General features: G+C 72.0%; 14 protein-coding genes. 5 read left to right on the forward strand and 9 right to left on the reverse strand.

The window, feature by feature from the left end; genetic code table 11:
• Positions 1–6: 6 nt before the first annotated feature.
• The 3 genes from ACWCO8_RS03995 to ACWCO8_RS04005 form a co-directional block, all read right to left on the reverse strand.
• Positions 7–303 carry a DUF4193 domain-containing protein gene (locus ACWCO8_RS03995; protein WP_003955561.1) on the reverse strand — a complete coding sequence of 99 codons (297 nt, stop codon included), beginning with the start codon at positions 301–303 and terminating at the stop codon, positions 7–9.
• Between the two features lie 392 nt (positions 304–695).
• Positions 696–1,931: a sensor histidine kinase gene (locus ACWCO8_RS04000; protein WP_451030777.1), complete on the reverse strand. Its 1,236-nt coding sequence runs from the start codon at positions 1,929–1,931 to the stop codon at positions 696–698.
• 4 nt (positions 1,932–1,935) lie between these two features.
• Entirely contained in the window at positions 1,936–2,589 is a 654-nt protein-coding gene (locus ACWCO8_RS04005; RefSeq protein ID WP_189804626.1) for a response regulator transcription factor, read from the reverse strand.
• Positions 2,590–2,986: 397 nt separating this feature from the next.
• On the opposite strand from ACWCO8_RS04005, the gene ACWCO8_RS04010 reads away from it, so the two are divergent.
• On the forward strand, positions 2,987–3,160 hold the full coding sequence (locus ACWCO8_RS04010) for a hypothetical protein (RefSeq protein WP_361967377.1): 174 nt from the start codon (positions 2,987–2,989) through the stop codon (positions 3,158–3,160).
• A 124-nt stretch (positions 3,161–3,284) separates the two neighbouring features.
• Here ACWCO8_RS04010 and ACWCO8_RS04015 read toward each other — a convergent pair whose 3' ends face one another.
• Entirely contained in the window at positions 3,285–4,115 is an 831-nt protein-coding gene (locus ACWCO8_RS04015) for an inositol monophosphatase family protein (protein ID WP_451030778.1), read from the reverse strand.
• A gap of 9 nt (positions 4,116–4,124) precedes the next feature.
• The gene (locus tag ACWCO8_RS04020) at positions 4,125–5,252 is read right to left on the reverse strand and encodes a ferrochelatase (RefSeq protein ID WP_451030779.1); all 1,128 of its coding nucleotides are present in this window, start codon (positions 5,250–5,252) and stop codon (positions 4,125–4,127) included.
• 135 nt (positions 5,253–5,387) lie between these two features.
• On the opposite strand from ACWCO8_RS04020, the gene ACWCO8_RS04025 reads away from it, so the two are divergent.
• Both ACWCO8_RS04025 and ACWCO8_RS04030 read left to right on the forward strand, forming a co-directional pair.
• Entirely contained in the window at positions 5,388–6,650 is a 1,263-nt protein-coding gene (locus tag ACWCO8_RS04025; RefSeq protein WP_362012302.1) for an MFS transporter, read from the forward strand.
• The gene (locus ACWCO8_RS04030) at positions 6,589–7,929 is read left to right on the forward strand and encodes a D-arabinono-1,4-lactone oxidase (protein WP_451030780.1); all 1,341 of its coding nucleotides are present in this window, start codon (positions 6,589–6,591) and stop codon (positions 7,927–7,929) included. The genes ACWCO8_RS04025 and ACWCO8_RS04030 overlap by 62 nt, the downstream gene beginning before the upstream one ends.
• Positions 7,930–7,963: 34 nt before the next feature.
• Here ACWCO8_RS04030 and ACWCO8_RS04035 read toward each other — a convergent pair whose 3' ends face one another.
• Positions 7,964–8,770: a hypothetical protein gene (locus ACWCO8_RS04035; protein WP_451030781.1), complete on the reverse strand. Its 807-nt coding sequence runs from the start codon at positions 8,768–8,770 to the stop codon at positions 7,964–7,966.
• Between the two features lie 450 nt (positions 8,771–9,220).
• On the opposite strand from ACWCO8_RS04035, the gene sepH reads away from it, so the two are divergent.
• Positions 9,221–10,264 (forward strand): septation protein SepH, encoded by a 1,044-nt coding sequence (gene sepH, locus ACWCO8_RS04040; protein ID WP_451030782.1) that lies wholly within the window; start codon positions 9,221–9,223, stop codon positions 10,262–10,264.
• Positions 10,265–10,345: 81 nt separating this feature from the next.
• Here the strand turns inward: sepH and ACWCO8_RS04045 are convergent, their stop codons facing one another.
• A complete protein-coding gene (locus tag ACWCO8_RS04045; RefSeq protein WP_451030783.1) occupies positions 10,346–11,182 on the reverse strand; it encodes a sulfurtransferase in 837 nt (278 codons plus the stop codon).
• 270 nt (positions 11,183–11,452) lie between these two features.
• Here ACWCO8_RS04045 and ACWCO8_RS04050 point away from each other — a divergent pair, with 270 nt between their 5' ends.
• Positions 11,453–12,226, forward strand: a complete 774-nt coding sequence (locus ACWCO8_RS04050) for a VOC family protein (protein WP_451030784.1) — start codon at positions 11,453–11,455, stop codon at positions 12,224–12,226.
• Between the two features lie 109 nt (positions 12,227–12,335).
• Here the strand turns inward: ACWCO8_RS04050 and ACWCO8_RS04055 are convergent, their stop codons facing one another.
• Together ACWCO8_RS04055 and ACWCO8_RS04060 are read right to left on the reverse strand one after the other, a co-directional pair.
• The gene (locus ACWCO8_RS04055; RefSeq protein WP_451030785.1) at positions 12,336–13,727 is read right to left on the reverse strand and encodes a polysialyltransferase family glycosyltransferase; all 1,392 of its coding nucleotides are present in this window, start codon (positions 13,725–13,727) and stop codon (positions 12,336–12,338) included.
• 2 nt (positions 13,728–13,729) lie between these two features.
• Positions 13,730–14,695 carry a glycosyltransferase family 2 protein gene (locus ACWCO8_RS04060; protein ID WP_451030786.1) on the reverse strand — a complete coding sequence of 322 codons (966 nt, stop codon included), beginning with the start codon at positions 14,693–14,695 and terminating at the stop codon, positions 13,730–13,732.
• Between the last annotated feature and the right edge of the window lie 167 nt (positions 14,696–14,862).

Genomic DNA, 14,862 nt, shown 5'->3' on the forward strand with positions numbered 1-14,862 from the left:
CCGATCTCAGTCGCAGTCGCGGCAGATCGGCTGACCGTTCTTCTCCCGAGCCAGCTGGCTGCGGTGGTGCACGAGGAAGCAGCTCATGCAGGTGAACTCGTCGGCCTGCTTGGGCAGGACCCGGACGGCCAGCTCCTCGTTCGAGAGGTCGGCGCCGGGCAGTTCCAGGCCTTCGGCGGCCTCGAACTCGTCGACGTCGACCGTCGAGGTCGACTTGTCGTTCCGGCGGGCCTTCAGTTCCTCAAGGCTGTCCGAATCGACGTCGTCGTCGGTCTTGCGTGGGGTGTCGTAATCCGTTGCCATGTCGCTCTCCCCCTCTGGGTGGTTGCGGTGTCTCCAGCGCACGTAACGCGTGAGAGGCCGGACTTGTGCCCGACCCGAGGCGGAGATTTTGCCTCACATCAAGGTCTGTTACTCAATCGACACCCAACCGGCCCTCTCACGAGTGATCGGCTTTGGGTGGCGAACCGGACCGTACACGGTCCTCCTGCCGCCCTTCACGGGCGCCACCCCGTGTACTTCCCGTCATTCAGGGCCCGGGAAACCCGGACTTTTCCGGGTTTTCCCATGAATTCTCGATCACGGAGAGTAGAGCGCCGGATGCGCGTCCCTGTGATCGATCACACACGTGCGTCTCAGGAGCGGACCCGGAATTCCGCGCAAAGCGAACGGAACCGGCTGGTACTCGAAGTGTGTCAGATCGGCAGAGTGACACGCATCACGAGACCGCCGCCTTCGCGGGGCTCCGCGATGATACGGCCACCGTGGGCGCGCGCGACGGAACGGGCGATCGACAGGCCGAGTCCGACGCCCTTGTCGCTCCCGGTCCGCTCCTGCCGCAGCCGCCTGAACGGCTCGAAGAGGTTGTCGATCTCGTACGCGGGAACCACGGGACCCGTGTTCGAGACGACGAGCACCGCCTGACCGCGCTCGACCCCGGTGGTGACCTCCACCCAGCCTTCCTCGGCCACGTTGTACCGCACGGCGTTCTGGACCAGGTTCAGGGCGATCCGCTCCAGGAGCACGCCATTGCCCTGGACGACGGCGAGCGCCCGCTCGCCGCGGATCTCGACGCCCTTGGCCTGGGCCTCGGCGTGCACCTGGTCGACGGCGCGCGAGGCGACCTCCGCGAGGTCGACCGGCTTGCGCTCGACGAACTGGTTGTCGCTGCGGGCGAGCAGCAGCAGGCCCTCCACCAGCTGCTCGCTGCGCTCGTTGGTGGCGAGCAGGGTCTTGCCGAGCTGCTGGAGCTCGACCGGGGCCCCGGGGTCGGAGAGGTGGACCTCCAGGAGCGTGCGATTGATCGCCAGCGGGGTGCGCAGCTCGTGCGAGGCGTTGGCGACGAACCGCTGCTGGGCGGTGAAGGCCCGCTCCAGGCGCTCCAGCATCTCGTCGAAGGTGTCCGCGAGCTCCTTGAGCTCGTCGTCCGGGCCGTCCAGCTCGATCCGGCGTGCCAGGTCGGAGCCGGCCACCTGGCGGGCGGTCCGGGTGATCCGGCCCAGCGGGGAGAGCACGCGGCCCGCCATGGCGTAGCCGAAGGCGAAGGCGATGATGCTCAGGCCGAGCAGGGCGAAGAGGGAGCGGCGCAGGAGGTCCTCGAGCGCCATTTCCCGCTGCTTCTGGAGGCAGGCCGAGACGGCGTCGTTGAGCTGCTCGCCGGTGCCCTGGACGGGCAGCCGGCACCAGGAGGTGGTCGGCTGGACCTTGCCCTCGATGACCTTGAAGGGCAGCTCGGAGGCGCTGTCGCTCAGGGCCTGCGCGGTGAAGAGGTAGATGATCGACAGCAGCAGGATGCCGGCGATCAGGAACATCCCGCCGTACAGCAGCGTGAGCCGTATGCGGATGGTCGGGCGGAGCAGGGGCCGGACCGGGTCCCTCGGGTCCCAGGTCGGCTTCGGGGGCGCCTGTGGGTGCGCCGGCGTCGCGGCCACCGGGTCAGATCCGGTAGCCGGAGCCGGGCACGGTCACGATGACCGGCGGCTCGCCCAGCTTGCGGCGCAGGGTCATCACCGTGACCCGTACGACGTTGGTGAACGGGTCCGTGTTCTCGTCCCAGGCCTTCTCCAGGAGCTGCTCGGCCGAGACGACCGCGCCCTCGCTGCGCATGAGGACCTCGAGGACCGCGAACTCCTTCGGGGCGAGCTGGACCTCCTTGCCCTCCCGGAAGACCTCGCGGCGGTTCGGGTCGAGCTTGATGCCCGCGCGCTCCAGGACGGGCGGCAGGGGCACCGTGGTGCGGCGGCCGAGGGCGCGCACGCGCGCGGTGAGCTCGGTGAAGGCGAAGGGCTTCGGCAGATAGTCGTCGGCGCCCAGCTCCAGGCCCTCGACGCGGTCGCTGACGTCGCCGGAGGCGGTGAGCATCAGGATGCGGGTGGGCATGCCGAGCTCGACGATCTTGCGGCAGACGTCGTCGCCGTGGACCAGGGGAAGGTCGCGGTCGAGGACGACCACGTCGTAGTCGTTCACCCCGACCCGCTCCAGGGCGGCGGCGCCGTCGTACACGACGTCGACGGCCATGGCCTCCCGGCGCAGTCCGGTGGCCACCGCATCGGCGAGCAGCTGCTCGTCCTCGACGACGAGTACGCGCACGTCGGTTCTTCCTTCCCTAGGGGCCCCTGTCCTCGACGCGGACCGGGCGGTCTGAGCACTGACTGTGCGTGTCCATCCTGCCCCGTACGCGCGTAAACCGGCTGTAAGACGGCCTGCGGGAGGCGGGCACGGGGTGTCACGACGGGCGGGGGGCGTGTGGAAGCACGGGTGGGGTGAGAGGGGGGCGTGCCAAGAATTCACCTGATTCCCGGGCCAGTTGAGGTTTCTCTGAGGAAACAGCTGGGGAGGACGTCTGCACACCCCGTGATCACACTCTGCTTCGTGGCACCCGTACGTGGCCGCCACAGGCCGCTCTGTCCCCCAGAGGTTCGCAGCGTGTGATCCACCCACCCTCGGCACACCCCCGTGCCACCGACCCATGACGAGGGGGCGCACCATGGACGCTTTCACCGCAGGACTGCTGCAGCGCATAAGGACCGCGCAGACCGACCTCACACGGGCACGCGAGACGGGCGACGACTTCCTCGCGGAGGTCGAGCAGGCCGAGCTCGACGACCTGCACCGACTGGCCGCCGAGCACGGCGTGGAGGTCGGCGCCGCCAGCGTCTGACCTCGTGCGGAGAGGCCCCGGTGTCCACACACCGGGGCCTCTCCGCATGTCCGGGACTTCGCGTCTCCGGGACTTCCCGTGTCCGGGAAACCGCGCGTCCGGGAAGCCGCGCGTCCGCCACCGCTCAGTCGTGCCAGGCGCCGAGCTCTTCCAGCAGCCCCTGGAGGGGCTCGAAGACGCCCGGCGGGGCCGCGACGGTCAGCTCGCCCGACGGGCGCTCGCCGGGCCGCCCGCCGGTCAGGGCGCCCGCCTCGCGGGCGATCAGGTCCCCGGCGGCGAGGTCCCAGGGGTTGAGGCCCCGCTCGTAGTAGCCGTCGAGCCGGCCCGCGGCGACGTCGCAGAGGTCGATGGCGGCCGATCCACCGCGCCGGATGTCGCGCAGGCGCGGGATCATCCGCTGGGCGACGTCGGCCTGGTGGGCGCGGCGGGTCTGGACGTAGGCGAAGCCGGTGGAGATCAGTGCCTGGTCCATCGGGGGCGCCGGGCGGACCGCGAGGCGGCGCTCACCGTCCGCGGCGTCGACGTACGCGCCGCCACCGAGCACCGCCCGGTACGTCTCGTTCCGCATCGGCGCCTCGACCACGCCGACGAGGGTCTCGCCGTCGCGCTCGGCCGCGATGGAGACGGCCCAGGTTGGCAGGCCGTAGAGGTAGTTCACGGTCCCGTCGAGGGGGTCGATGACCCAGCGGACGCCACTGGTGCCGGGGGTGGCGGCGCCCTCCTCGCCGAGGAAACCGTCGTCAGGCCGGTGCTCGGCGAGGAAGCCGGTGATCAGCTTCTCCGCCGCGATGTCCATCTCCGTGACGACGTCGATGGGGCTGGACTTCGTCTTGGCGACCGTCAGGTCGTCCGGCCGGCCGTCGCGCAGCAGCGCGCCGGCCCGGCGCCCGGCCTCCAGGGCAAGGCCGAGCAGCTCGGTCAGCAGGGGGTCGGTCGGGGTGGGGTTCTCAGTCACCGGGGCTCCTCAGGCGTACGGACTGTCGGCGCCGGCCGCCGCGGGCCGCTCCGCCCGCGCGGGGCAGCAGCCGATCGGGCAGAGGTCGTGGGAGGCACCGAGGGTGCCGAGGGCGCAGCGCTCGACCCGGGCGCCGCGCTCCCGCGCCGCGCGCTCCAGGACGAGGTCCCGTACGGCCGCGGCGAACCGGGGGTCGGAGCCGACGGTCGCCGAGCGGCGCACCGGCAGGCCCAGCTCGGCGGCCTTCGCGGTGGCTTCGGTGTCGAGGTCGTAGAGGACCTCCATGTGGTCCGAGACGAAGCCGATCGGGACCATCACGGCGGCCAGGACACCGGCGCCGTGCAGCTCCTCCAGGTGATCACAGATGTCCGGCTCCAGCCACGGGATGTGCGGGGCGCCGCTGCGCGACTGGTAGACGAGCTTCCAGGGATGGTCGACGCCGGTCTCCTCGCGGACGGCGTCCACGATCACCCGGGCCACGTCCAGGTGCTGCCGCACGTAGGCGCCGCCCTCGCCGTGGTCACCGACGGGGCCGGAGGAGTCCGCGGCCGAGTCCGGGATGGAGTGCGTGGTGAAGGCGAGGTGCGCGTCGGCCCGTACGGACTCGTCGAGGTCGGCGAGGGAGGCGAGGACGCCCTCCACCATGGGGCGGACGAAGCCGGGGTGGTTGAAGTAGTGCCGGAGCTTGTCGACCCGGGGCAGCGGCAGCCCCTCCGCCTCCAGCTCCGAGAGCGCGTCGGCGAGGTTCTCGCGGTACTGCCGGCAGCCGGAGTAGGAGGCGTACGCGCTGGTGGTGAGGACGGCGATGTGGCGCCGGCCGTCGGTGACCATCTCCCGCAGGGTGTCGGTGAGGTACGGCGCCCAGTTCCGGTTTCCCCAGTAGACCGGCAGGTCGAGGCCGGCCCGCGCGAAGTCCTCGCGCAGCGCGTCGAGCAGCGCGCGGTTCTGGTCGTTGATCGGGCTGACGCCGCCGAACAGGAAGTAGTGCTGCCCCACCTCCTTCAGCCGCTCCTTCGGGATGCCTCGGCCGCGCGTCACGTTCTCCAGGAACGGGACCACGTCGTCCGGGCCCTCGGGGCCGCCGAAGGAGAGCAGCAGAAGGGCGTCGTACGGGGCGGGATCGTGCTCATCGGACATGGCACCGATCCTGCCACCAGCCACTGACGGCCGATGGCCCGGCCCGACCGAAAAAGTGGCTGCACCATCCAGTTCAACGCCGTAGGCTTTAGCTGTTAATTACACGATTGAGCCGCTGCCTGCCCGGAGATCAACTTGCCCAGTCCCTACCGCGCGATCTTCGCGGCGCCCGGCACCGGAGCCTTCTCGGTGGCCGGTTTCATCGGCCGGATGCCGCTGTCCATGATGGGCATCGGCATCGTCACGATGATCTCCCAGGTCACCGGCCGATACGGCCTCGCGGGCGCGCTCGCCGCGACCATGGCCATGTCGGCGGCCGTCCTCGGCCCGCAGGTCTCCCGGCTCGTCGACCGGTACGGCCAGCGCCGGGTGCTGCGCCCGGTCACCCTCGTCTCGCTCGTCGCCGCGGCCGGGCTGCTGCTCTGCGTGCAGCAGAAGGCCCCGGACTGGACGCTGTTCGTCTTCACCGCCGTCATCGGCTGCGTGCCGAGCCTCGGCGCCATGACCCGGGCCCGCTGGGCGTCCATCTACCGAGGAGAGGCGCGCCGGCTGCACACCGCGTACTCCTGGGAGTCGATCGTCGACGAGGTGTGCTTCATCTTCGGCCCGATCATCTCCATCGGTCTGTCGACGATCTGGTTCCCCGAGGCGGGCCCGCTCTTCGCCGCCGTCTTCCTGGCCGTCGGCGTCTTCTGGCTGACCTCGCTGCGGGCCACCGAGCCCGAGCCGCACCCGAAGGACGACAACTCCGGCGGCTCGGCGCTCCGCTCCCCCGGTCTGCAGGTCCTCGCGCTCGCCTTCGTCGCCACCGGCGCGATCTTCGGCTCGGTCGACGTGGTCACGGTCGCCTTCGCGGAGGAGCAGGGCCACAAGGCCGCCGCCAGCCTGGTCCTCGCGGTCTACGCGCTGGGCTCCTGCCTGGCCGGCGCCGTGTTCGGGCTGCTGCACCTCAAGGGCGACCCGTCCCGCAGGTGGCTGCTGGGTGTCTGTGCGATGGCCGTGAGTATGATCCCCCTCCTACTGGCCGGGAACCTGCCGTTGCTGGCCGTGGCGCTCTTTGTCGCGGGCCTCTCCATCGCACCGACGATGGTGACCACGATGGCCCTCGTCGAAGCGCACGTACCGCGCACCAAACTGACCGAGGGCATGACCTGGACAGGGACCGGGCTCGCGATCGGTGTGGCGCTGGGCTCCTCGGCCGCCGGCTGGGTGGTCGACGCGTCGGGTGCGGAGGCGGGGTACGTGGTGCCCGTCGTCTCGGGCGCGCTCGCGGTCGCGGTGGGTCTCCTGGGGTACCGCCGGCTGCGCAGGCCGGTGCCGACGCGGGAGGGGCAGCGTGAGCAGGACACCGAGAGCACGGTGGACGAGCACGAGGGCGGCGAGCAGCCCGTGGCGTAACTGGGCCGGGAACGTCACCTCCCGTCCCGCGCGGGAGGTGAGCCCGGCCTCGGCCGAGGAGTTGGCCGACGCCATCAGGAAGGCCGCCGAGGACGGGCTGCGGGTGAAGACGGTCGGGACCGGCCACTCCTTCACCTCGATCGCCGCCACCGACGGCGTGCTGATCCGTCCGGACCTGCTGACGGGCATCCGGCGGATCGACCGCGAGGCGATGACCGTGACCGTGGAGTCCGGCACTCCGCTGAAGCGGCTCAACGTGGCGCTGGCCCGGGAGGGCCTGTCGCTCACGAACATGGGCGACATCATGGAGCAGACGGTCGCCGGGGCCACCTCCACCGGGACGCACGGCACCGGCCGCGACTCCGCCTCGATCGCCGCGCAGATCCGGGAGCTGGAGCTGGTCACGGCCGACGGCGGGCTGCTGACCTGTTCGGAGAAGGAGAATCCGGAGGTCTTCGCGGCCGCCCGGATCGGGCTCGGCGCGCTGGGCGTGGTCACGGCGATCACCTTCGCCGTCGAGCCGGTCTTCCTGCTCACCGCACGCGAGGAGCCGATGACCTTCGACCGGGTCACCTCGGAGTTCGACGCGCTGCACGCGGAGAACGAGCACTTCGAGTTCTACTGGTTCCCCCACACGGACAACTGCAACACCAAGCGCAACAACCGCAGCGCGGGCCCCGCCGCCCCGCCCGGCCGGATCGGCGCCTGGATCGACGACGAGCTGCTGTCGAACGGCGTCTTCCAGCTCGCGTGTTCGGTGGGCAGGGCGGTCCCGCCGGTGATCCCGTCGATCGCCAAGGTCTCCAGCCGCGCCCTGTCGGCCCGTACGTACACCGACATCCCGTACAAGGTGTTCACCTCCCCGCGCCGGGTGCGCTTCATGGAGATGGAGTACGCCCTGCCGCGCGAGGCGGCCGTCGCGGCGCTGCGCGAGGTGAAGGCGATGGTCGAGCGTTCGCCGCTGAAGGTGAGCTTCCCGGTGGAGGTGCGGACGGCGCCCGCCGACGACATCGCGCTCTCCACGGCCTCGGGGCGCGAGACCGCGTACATCGCGGTGCACCTCTACAAGGGCACGCCCCACCGCGCGTACTTCACCGCGGTGGAGCGCATCATGACCGCGCACGGCGGCCGGCCGCACTGGGGCAAGGTGCACACCCGGGACGCGGCGTACTTCTCCGAGGTCTACCCGCGCTTCACCGAGTTCACCGAGCTGCGCGACCGGCTCGACCCCGACCGGCTCTTCGCCAACGACTATCTGCGCCGCGTCCTGGGCGACTGACGGTCCACCAGGCTGCATTTCACCACGCGGCCTGTCACTCGGCGGGCGTTCCGGCCTTCTCCGGAGCGCCCGCGCCGGTGGACGGGGGGTCCGTCGGGGGCGCCGTGGGCGTCGTCGAACCGCTCGGGGTCGGGGTCGGCGTGGGGGTCGGCGGCGGGGTCGGCGTGGGCGTCGGGTCGCCGCCGGCGGAGCCCGAGGGGGTCGGCGTGGGGTCGGGGGTGCGGTTCCCGGAGTCGGGCGTGCCGCCGCCGGTGGGAGTGCTGCCGTCGCCCTTCTCCCGCTGCTCCTGCCGCTGCCCCGTGGGCGCGTCGTCGGACGGCTGCTGGTTCTTCGCCTCGCCGCGTCCGACGACCGAGCCGAAGGTCGTGGTCCCCTGCGTGCCGCTGAAGTCCTGATCGGAGATCAGTTCGTAGGTGGTGATGCCGCCCATGGCGACCAGGAAGACGAGCGCGGCGCCGACGGCGGACCTCTTCCAGCCCCGGACGCGCGTGCCGTGCGTGGTCGCCTCGCTGAACTCCTCGTCGTACGGGGGCAGGCCGGGCCCGCCGACGGTCGTGAGCACCTGGGTCCGGTCCGGGGCAGGTCCGTCGACGGTCGTCTTCACCGGCTCGCCGTGGACGGTGACCACCCGGATCTGCTCGCCCGTGCGCTTGAAGACGTGCTGGAAGATCGAGCCGCCGCAGGTCGCGATGACACTGATCACACCGGCGCCCAGGATCGTGCCGTACACACCGAGCGTGGAGGCGAGTTTGGCCGCCACGACGGCGGCGACCGCGGAGCCCGAGACCTGAGCCACGCTCAGGTCGAGCTTCTTCTTCTCACCGTTCTTCTCCTGCTCCATACCCACAAGGGACAAATGGGCGAAGTGAATAGTTCCGTTTCCGGGGTTTCTGTGAAGAGCGCCACGTGCGGACGGAGATCACGGAGACTCAACTCCCGTACCCCCGGAGAAGTTGGGCGGCGCGCCGGTCCACCCAGGTGGCCCGAATGGAGTACTGTGGCGATCCCTGGGTCCGGGCTCCCTCATGGGTGCCGGGTCACGGGGAGGGGGCCGAACGTGGCACTCGAACCGGCGGAGCCGCGGCACCGCACGGTCGCCCACTGCGGAGCGTGACCACCGGTCACTCAGTGTCGCAAAAGGGTAACCGTGCCATAACGGCGATCCAAGATCCATGCCCGACACGCCGGGCAACTCGGCAAGGTTGTGGCAGGCTGCACCCGGGCAGGCCACACTCGACTAGCGGAAGCAGCGACGCACGTGACGTCGGCAGGCACCACCCGGGAGGTCCCCATGCCCGAACTGCGTGTCGTGGCCGTCTCCAACGACGGCACACGACTGGTGCTGAAGGCTGCTGACAGCACGGAGTACACGCTTCCGATCGACGAGCGGCTGCGCGCCGCCGTGCGCAACGACCGCGCGCGGCTCGGTCAGATCGAGATCGAGGTGGAGAGCCACCTCCGCCCCCGCGACATCCAGGCGCGGATACGTGCCGGTGCCTCCGCCGAGGAGGTCGCCCAGCTCGCCGGCATCCCCGTCGACCGCGTACGTCGCTTCGAGGGTCCCGTGCTCGCGGAGCGGGCGTTCATGGCCGAGCGGGCCCGCAAGACGCCCGTGCGCCGGCCCGGCGAGAACACCGGACCGCAGCTCGGCGAGGCGGTGCAGGAGCGGCTGCTGCTGCGCGGCGCCGAGAAGGACACCGTGCAGTGGGACTCCTGGCGCCGCGACGACGGCACCTGGGAGGTGCTGCTCGTCTACCGCGTCGCGGGCGAGGTGCACACGGCGAGCTGGACGTACGACCCGCCCCGGCGGCTCGTCCAGGCCGTGGACGACGAGGCACGCGCGCTGATCGGCGAGACGGACGACACCATCGCCGCCGCGCCGGAGCCGAGCTTCCCGTTCGTGCCCCGCATCGCCCGGCTGCCGCGCGACCGGCCTCTGGACCGCACCCTCGACCGGACGCTCGACCGCCAGATCGAGCGCCCGGCCCCGGTTCCCGAGCCGGAGGACGAGCGGGACTCGCTGACCAGCCTGCTGGAAGCGGTGCCCAACTTCCGCGGCGACATGGTCGTTCCCGACCGGACCACCGACCCGGCCTCGACCGAGCCCGGCGAGGAGCCCGAGGCGGAGGAGCCCCCGGCTCCCGCGGCCTCGGCCGGCGCGGGCTCGGCGTACGCCGACGTCCTGATGCCCCGCGCGGTCTCGGGCCACCGCGACCGCCTCACCGGCACCACGGACCGGCAGGCGGAGGCGGACGGCGTCCGCCCGGGCCGCCGCGCGGCAGTCCCGAGCTGGGACGAGATCGTCTTCGGCACGCGAAGGAAGAAGCAGGACTGACGTTCGTACGGCAGTCCTACGGCTCTACGTGAAGGGGCCCGCACCGATCCCGGTGCGGGCCCCTTCGCGTGCGGGCAAGGGCTACTGCGGGTCCGGGCCCTTGGCGACCGGGCGGGCGGGGTCGTTGGACCACTCCGACCAGGAGCCCGCGTACAGGGCGGACGGGATGCCCGCGATCGCCAGGGCGAGGACCTCGTGCGCGCCCGAGACGCCCGAGCCGCAGTAGACGCCGACCATGCCGTCCTCCTGGGCGCCGAGCGCGTTGAAGCGGGCCGCCAGCTCCCGCGCCGGCAGGAAGCGGCCGTCCTCGGCCACGTTCTCCGTCGTCGGGGCGGAGACGGCGCCCGGGATGTGGCCGCCGACCGGGTCGATCGGCTCCACGTCGCCCCGGTAGCGCTCCGCCGCCCGCGCGTCGAGCAGCAGGCCCGAGCGGGCCAGGGCCGCGGCCCCGTCCGCGTTGAGCAGCCCGACCTCGCTCGGGTCCGGCGCGAAGTCGCCCGGCTCCGGGCTCGGGGTCTCCTTCGACAGCTCGTGCCCCGCCGCCGTCCAGGCCGCGAGGCCGCCGTCCAGGACGCGTACGTCCGTGTGCCCGGTCCAGCGCAGCAGCCACCAGGCCCGGGCGGCGCCCCAGCCGAGGCCGCCGTCGTAGACGACGACCGGCGTGTCCGCGGCGACACCCGCCCCGCGCATCGCCGCGCCGAAGACCTCCAGGTCCGGCAGCGGGTGCCGGCCGCGACTGCCGGGCGGAGCGGCCAGTTCCGTGTCCAGGTCGACGTAGACCGCGCCGGGCACGTGCCCGGCCTCGTACGCGGGCCGTCCGGGCGGGCCACCGAGCTGCCACCGGACGTCGAGGAGGACCGGGCGCCGGGCTCCGGCCAGGTCGCTCGCGAGATCGCTTGCGGAGATGATGGGCTTCATGGGTGCCATCCTCGCGCAGCCCGCCGCCGACCGTCCCGCCGCATAGGACGACGGAACTCGGCGCGGCCGAGGCGCGCGGGGCGCCCGTCGGTGCGAGCATCGTGCACGGGCGCGCCCGAGGGGCGTGTACGGGGCGCGGTCGGCGGGCAGGAACCCGCTGCGGAAGCCGAGAACGCCGACCCAGGGCCCCGCTCCCACCCGCCCGCACGCGTTCGTGCGCCCGGGTCCCCCGCACGGCCACGACGACGATGGTCCGAGGAGAGAGTGACGATGACCGAGGCGACTCGGCGTACACCCGGTACACCCTCTTGGGTGAGCTTGATGGTGCATGGGCTTGACGCGACGCGGGAGTTCTACGGCGCGCTCTTCGGCTGGGAGTTCGTCCCCGGTCCGCAGCAGCTCGGGCCGTACGTCCGTGCCCTGCTCGACGGCAGGGAGGTGGCGGGCATCGGCCAGCTGCCGCCCGACCGGCACCTGCCGGTCGCCTGGACGACGTACCTGGCCACCGACGACGCCGACGAGGCCGCGGAGACCATCCGCTGCTGCGGCGGCACGGTCGCCGTCGGCCCGATCGACGCGGACGAGGCCGGCCGCCTGGTGATCTGCTCGGACCCGGTCGGCGCCGTCTTCGGCGTCTGGCAGGCCGAGCGGCACCACGGCACGGCGACCGCCGGGCCGCCCGGGACGCCGGTGTGGAACGAGCTCCTGACGTACGAGACCTCGGCGGTCGCGAAGTTCTACCAGACGGTGTTCCGGTACGAGGTCGAGCCGGTCGTCTCCGCCGACTTCGACTATCTGACCCTCCACCTGGAGGGACGCCCGGTGGCGGCCCTGCACGGCGTCGGCTCCGCGCTCCCGCGTGACCGGGGCCCGCACTGGATGACGTACTTCGAGGTCGCCGACACGGACGCGGCCGCGCGGCTCGTCACCGAGCTGGGCGGCCAGGTCCTGCGGCAGCCCCGGGAGGGCTCGACGGGCCGGATCGCGCAGGTGGCGGACCCGGAGGGGGCCGTCTTCACGATCGTCCACTCGGCGACGGGCTGAACGACGGCGGCGCTGAGGGCCTGGCTGCCCGGGAGCGCCGCCAGACCCTCAGGCGGCCTCCCGGACCGTCGGCCCTCAGAGGGCTCCCGGGTCCCCGGCCCTCCCGCCCTCAGCTCCGTCCGCTGCGGATCAGGCTCCGGCGCAGCCGGGACGCGCCGCCGCGCGGGGCCGGGCCGCCGCCGGGGAGCGCGAGCTGCGTCAGCCGCTCGGTGTCGAAGTAGCGCGCCATGTCCGCGTCGCCCCCGTGGGCTTCGAGGAAGCGGGCCGTCTCGTCGCGGAGGAGCGGGTGGAGCTTGGGCTGCATGCAGAAGCCCACGGCCCGGACGAGCGGGGTGAGCGTCTCCGGTCCGGCGCCCGGAACGGCCGGTCCCGTGCCGGTCTCCAGGTCGGGCACGATGTGGTCCACGACGGTCAGCGGCACCCGGTTGCTGTTCTCGACCGGCGTCAGCCGCTCCAGGACCGTGTCGGTGCCCACGCGCGCGATCGGGACGCCGTAGTAGACGGACGCGGTGACCATCGCGGTGGAGAAGCAGCCGACGACAAGGCGGGGCCGGCACCGCTCGTAGAAGGTCTCGGCGAGCAGCGGACCGTCCAGGACCGTCAGCCGTACGCCGGCCTCCTCGGCGGCCTCGTTCAGCGCCGTGGAGTAGCGGGCGGGCGCGGTCGGGTGCGGCTTGAAGATCACCGAGGTGTGTCCGGCGGCCGCGGCCCCGCGCATCATCCGGATGTGCAGCTCCTCCTCCTCGTCGGCGGTGAGGATGTCGAGCGCCGCGAGGTACTGGCCGAGGAGGAGGGCGGTGGGCTCGGCCGCGACGGCCTCGGTCACCATCGGGTCGCCCTCGGCGGCCTCGGCGATCTCCGCGAGGACGCCGCGGAAGGCCTCGTCGGGGACGAGTTCGGGCTTGACGCCGTACTCGGAGAGCAGCAGCGGGCGAAGACCCGGCACCAGGTCGAGGTGGAGCAGGCGCCCGATCCGGCAGGCGATCGACTGCGGCAGCTCCTCACGCGTCGGGCCGTAGCTCATCAGGCCGTCGGCGTAGACCTGGACGGTGCTCTCGGCGAAGACGAAGGCGAGCGCCTTGGCCGGGTTGACCTGGATGGACTCGACGATCAGCTCGACCGGGGCGTCGCCCAGGTCCCACGCCGTGCGGAAGACGCGCTGCCAGAGCGGGGCCTCCTCGGTGCGCGGCGACCAGGTGGCGGGGTGGTGCGGCTGGATCGCCTCGTTCCAGTCGATGACCTCGTCGAAGCGGGTGACGATCCGGTCGTAGCCGGTCATCGTCTCCATCCGCAGCGCGGTCTCCGGGATCGCCGCGTTGTTCGAGATGAGCAGGATCCGGCGGGCGCTCTCGGCGGGCCCGAACTGGCCCGCGTCGATGGCCGCGGCGAGCGTGGCGGCGCCGTAGAGGGTGGACACCTCGAAGATCTGGATGCGCGGCTTCGCCGTCGTCGTACGCGGGTTTCCCGGTGCCGTACGCGGGTTCGCGGGCGTCGCGGTCATGATCAGGCGGTCCTTCCGGTGGCGCGCAGGCCGCGGAGCAGGGTGCTGCGCGCGGTGTCCATCGTCGCGAGGGTCTCGTCGAGCACCTGCTGCGGCATCCGGCGCAGGGCGTCGGTCACGTTCTGCTTGAGGCGCTTGGTGACGGCCGGTTCGTACTGGTCGGCCTTGCCCATGTGGAAGGCGATCATGGCGCAGTACGTGCGCACGGCCTTCGGCAGGAAGCGGTCGGCGTCGCGGTCCGCGGAGACCTCCTCCAGGAGGAGGTCGTACGACGGGATGAAGTCGAGCTGGCGGTTGTCGGTGATCTGGGTGAGCGAGGTGGTGACGCCGCGCCGGTAGAAGACGCCGTGGACGCTGAGGGAGGCGTAGGTGGCGGCGTTCAGGTGGAGGCGCCAGATCCAGAGCCGGTCCTCGGCGGTGCGCAGCTTCGTCTCGAAGCGCGAGCCGCCGTTCTCGAAGAGCCGGGCGCTGTAGATGCCGAAGGGGACGAAGGGGTAGTCGACCATCGTGATCATGCTGGCGGGCGCGATGCCGTCACGCGGGTCCATCACGGTCTCGCGCTCCTCGGCGGGCGCGTAGCGGATCGCGCGCTTCGTACCGGTCGACAGGACGTGGTCGGTCCGGGCGAAGTCGCAGCCGAGCGCGTCGATGCCGTCGACCATGGCGCGCAGGTGGCCGGGGGCGTACCAGTCGTCGCCGTCGAGGAAGGTGATGTAGTCGCCGGTGGCCGCGTCGATGCCGGTGTTGCGCGCCTGGGCCACGCCGAGGTTCGTCTCGTGGCGGATCACTCTGGCGTTCGGGATCCGGTCCCGCCAGCGGTCCAGGACGTGCGGCGTCTCGTCCGTCGAGCAGTCGTCGATCAGCAGGAACTCGAAATCCGGGTCCGCGTTGCTCGCGAGGCTGCGCATGGTGTCGGAGGCATAGATCCCGACGTTGTGGAACGGCACGATGACGGACAACTTGGGCACTCGGACATCCCCACACTCAAGCCAGGCGAACAGAAGAGCAGACGAACGGACCAGCGGACGAACGGATCGGCGGACCGGCGGACGAGTCGGCGTCCGCCCGTGTGCGAGCGTCCGCCCGTGTGCGAGCGTCCGCCTGCGTGTGAGCGTCCGCTCGGTGTGCGAGCGGG

This window comes from Streptomyces sp. NPDC001927 (assembly GCF_053594455.1).

Bases quoted from the DNA above. Each gene is read 5' to 3' on its own strand.
- ACWCO8_RS03995 (WP_003955561.1), bottom strand. From the start codon at position 303: ATGGCAACGGATTACGACACCCCACGCAAGACCGACGACGACGTCGAT.
- ACWCO8_RS04010 (WP_361967377.1), top strand. From the start codon at position 2,987: ATGGACGCTTTCACCGCAGGACTGCTGCAGCGCATAAGGACCGCGCAG.
- ACWCO8_RS04020 (WP_451030779.1), bottom strand. From the start codon at position 5,252: ATGTCCGATGAGCACGATCCCGCCCCGTACGACGCCCTTCTGCTGCTC.
- ACWCO8_RS04035 (WP_451030781.1), bottom strand. From the start codon at position 8,770: ATGGAGCAGGAGAAGAACGGTGAGAAGAAGAAGCTCGACCTGAGCGTG.
- sepH (WP_451030782.1), top strand. From the start codon at position 9,221: ATGCCCGAACTGCGTGTCGTGGCCGTCTCCAACGACGGCACACGACTG.
- ACWCO8_RS04045 (WP_451030783.1), bottom strand. From the start codon at position 11,182: ATGAAGCCCATCATCTCCGCAAGCGATCTCGCGAGCGACCTGGCCGGA.
- ACWCO8_RS04050 (WP_451030784.1), top strand. From the start codon at position 11,453: ATGACCGAGGCGACTCGGCGTACACCCGGTACACCCTCTTGGGTGAGC.
- ACWCO8_RS04055 (WP_451030785.1), bottom strand. From the start codon at position 13,727: ATGACCGCGACGCCCGCGAACCCGCGTACGGCACCGGGAAACCCGCGT.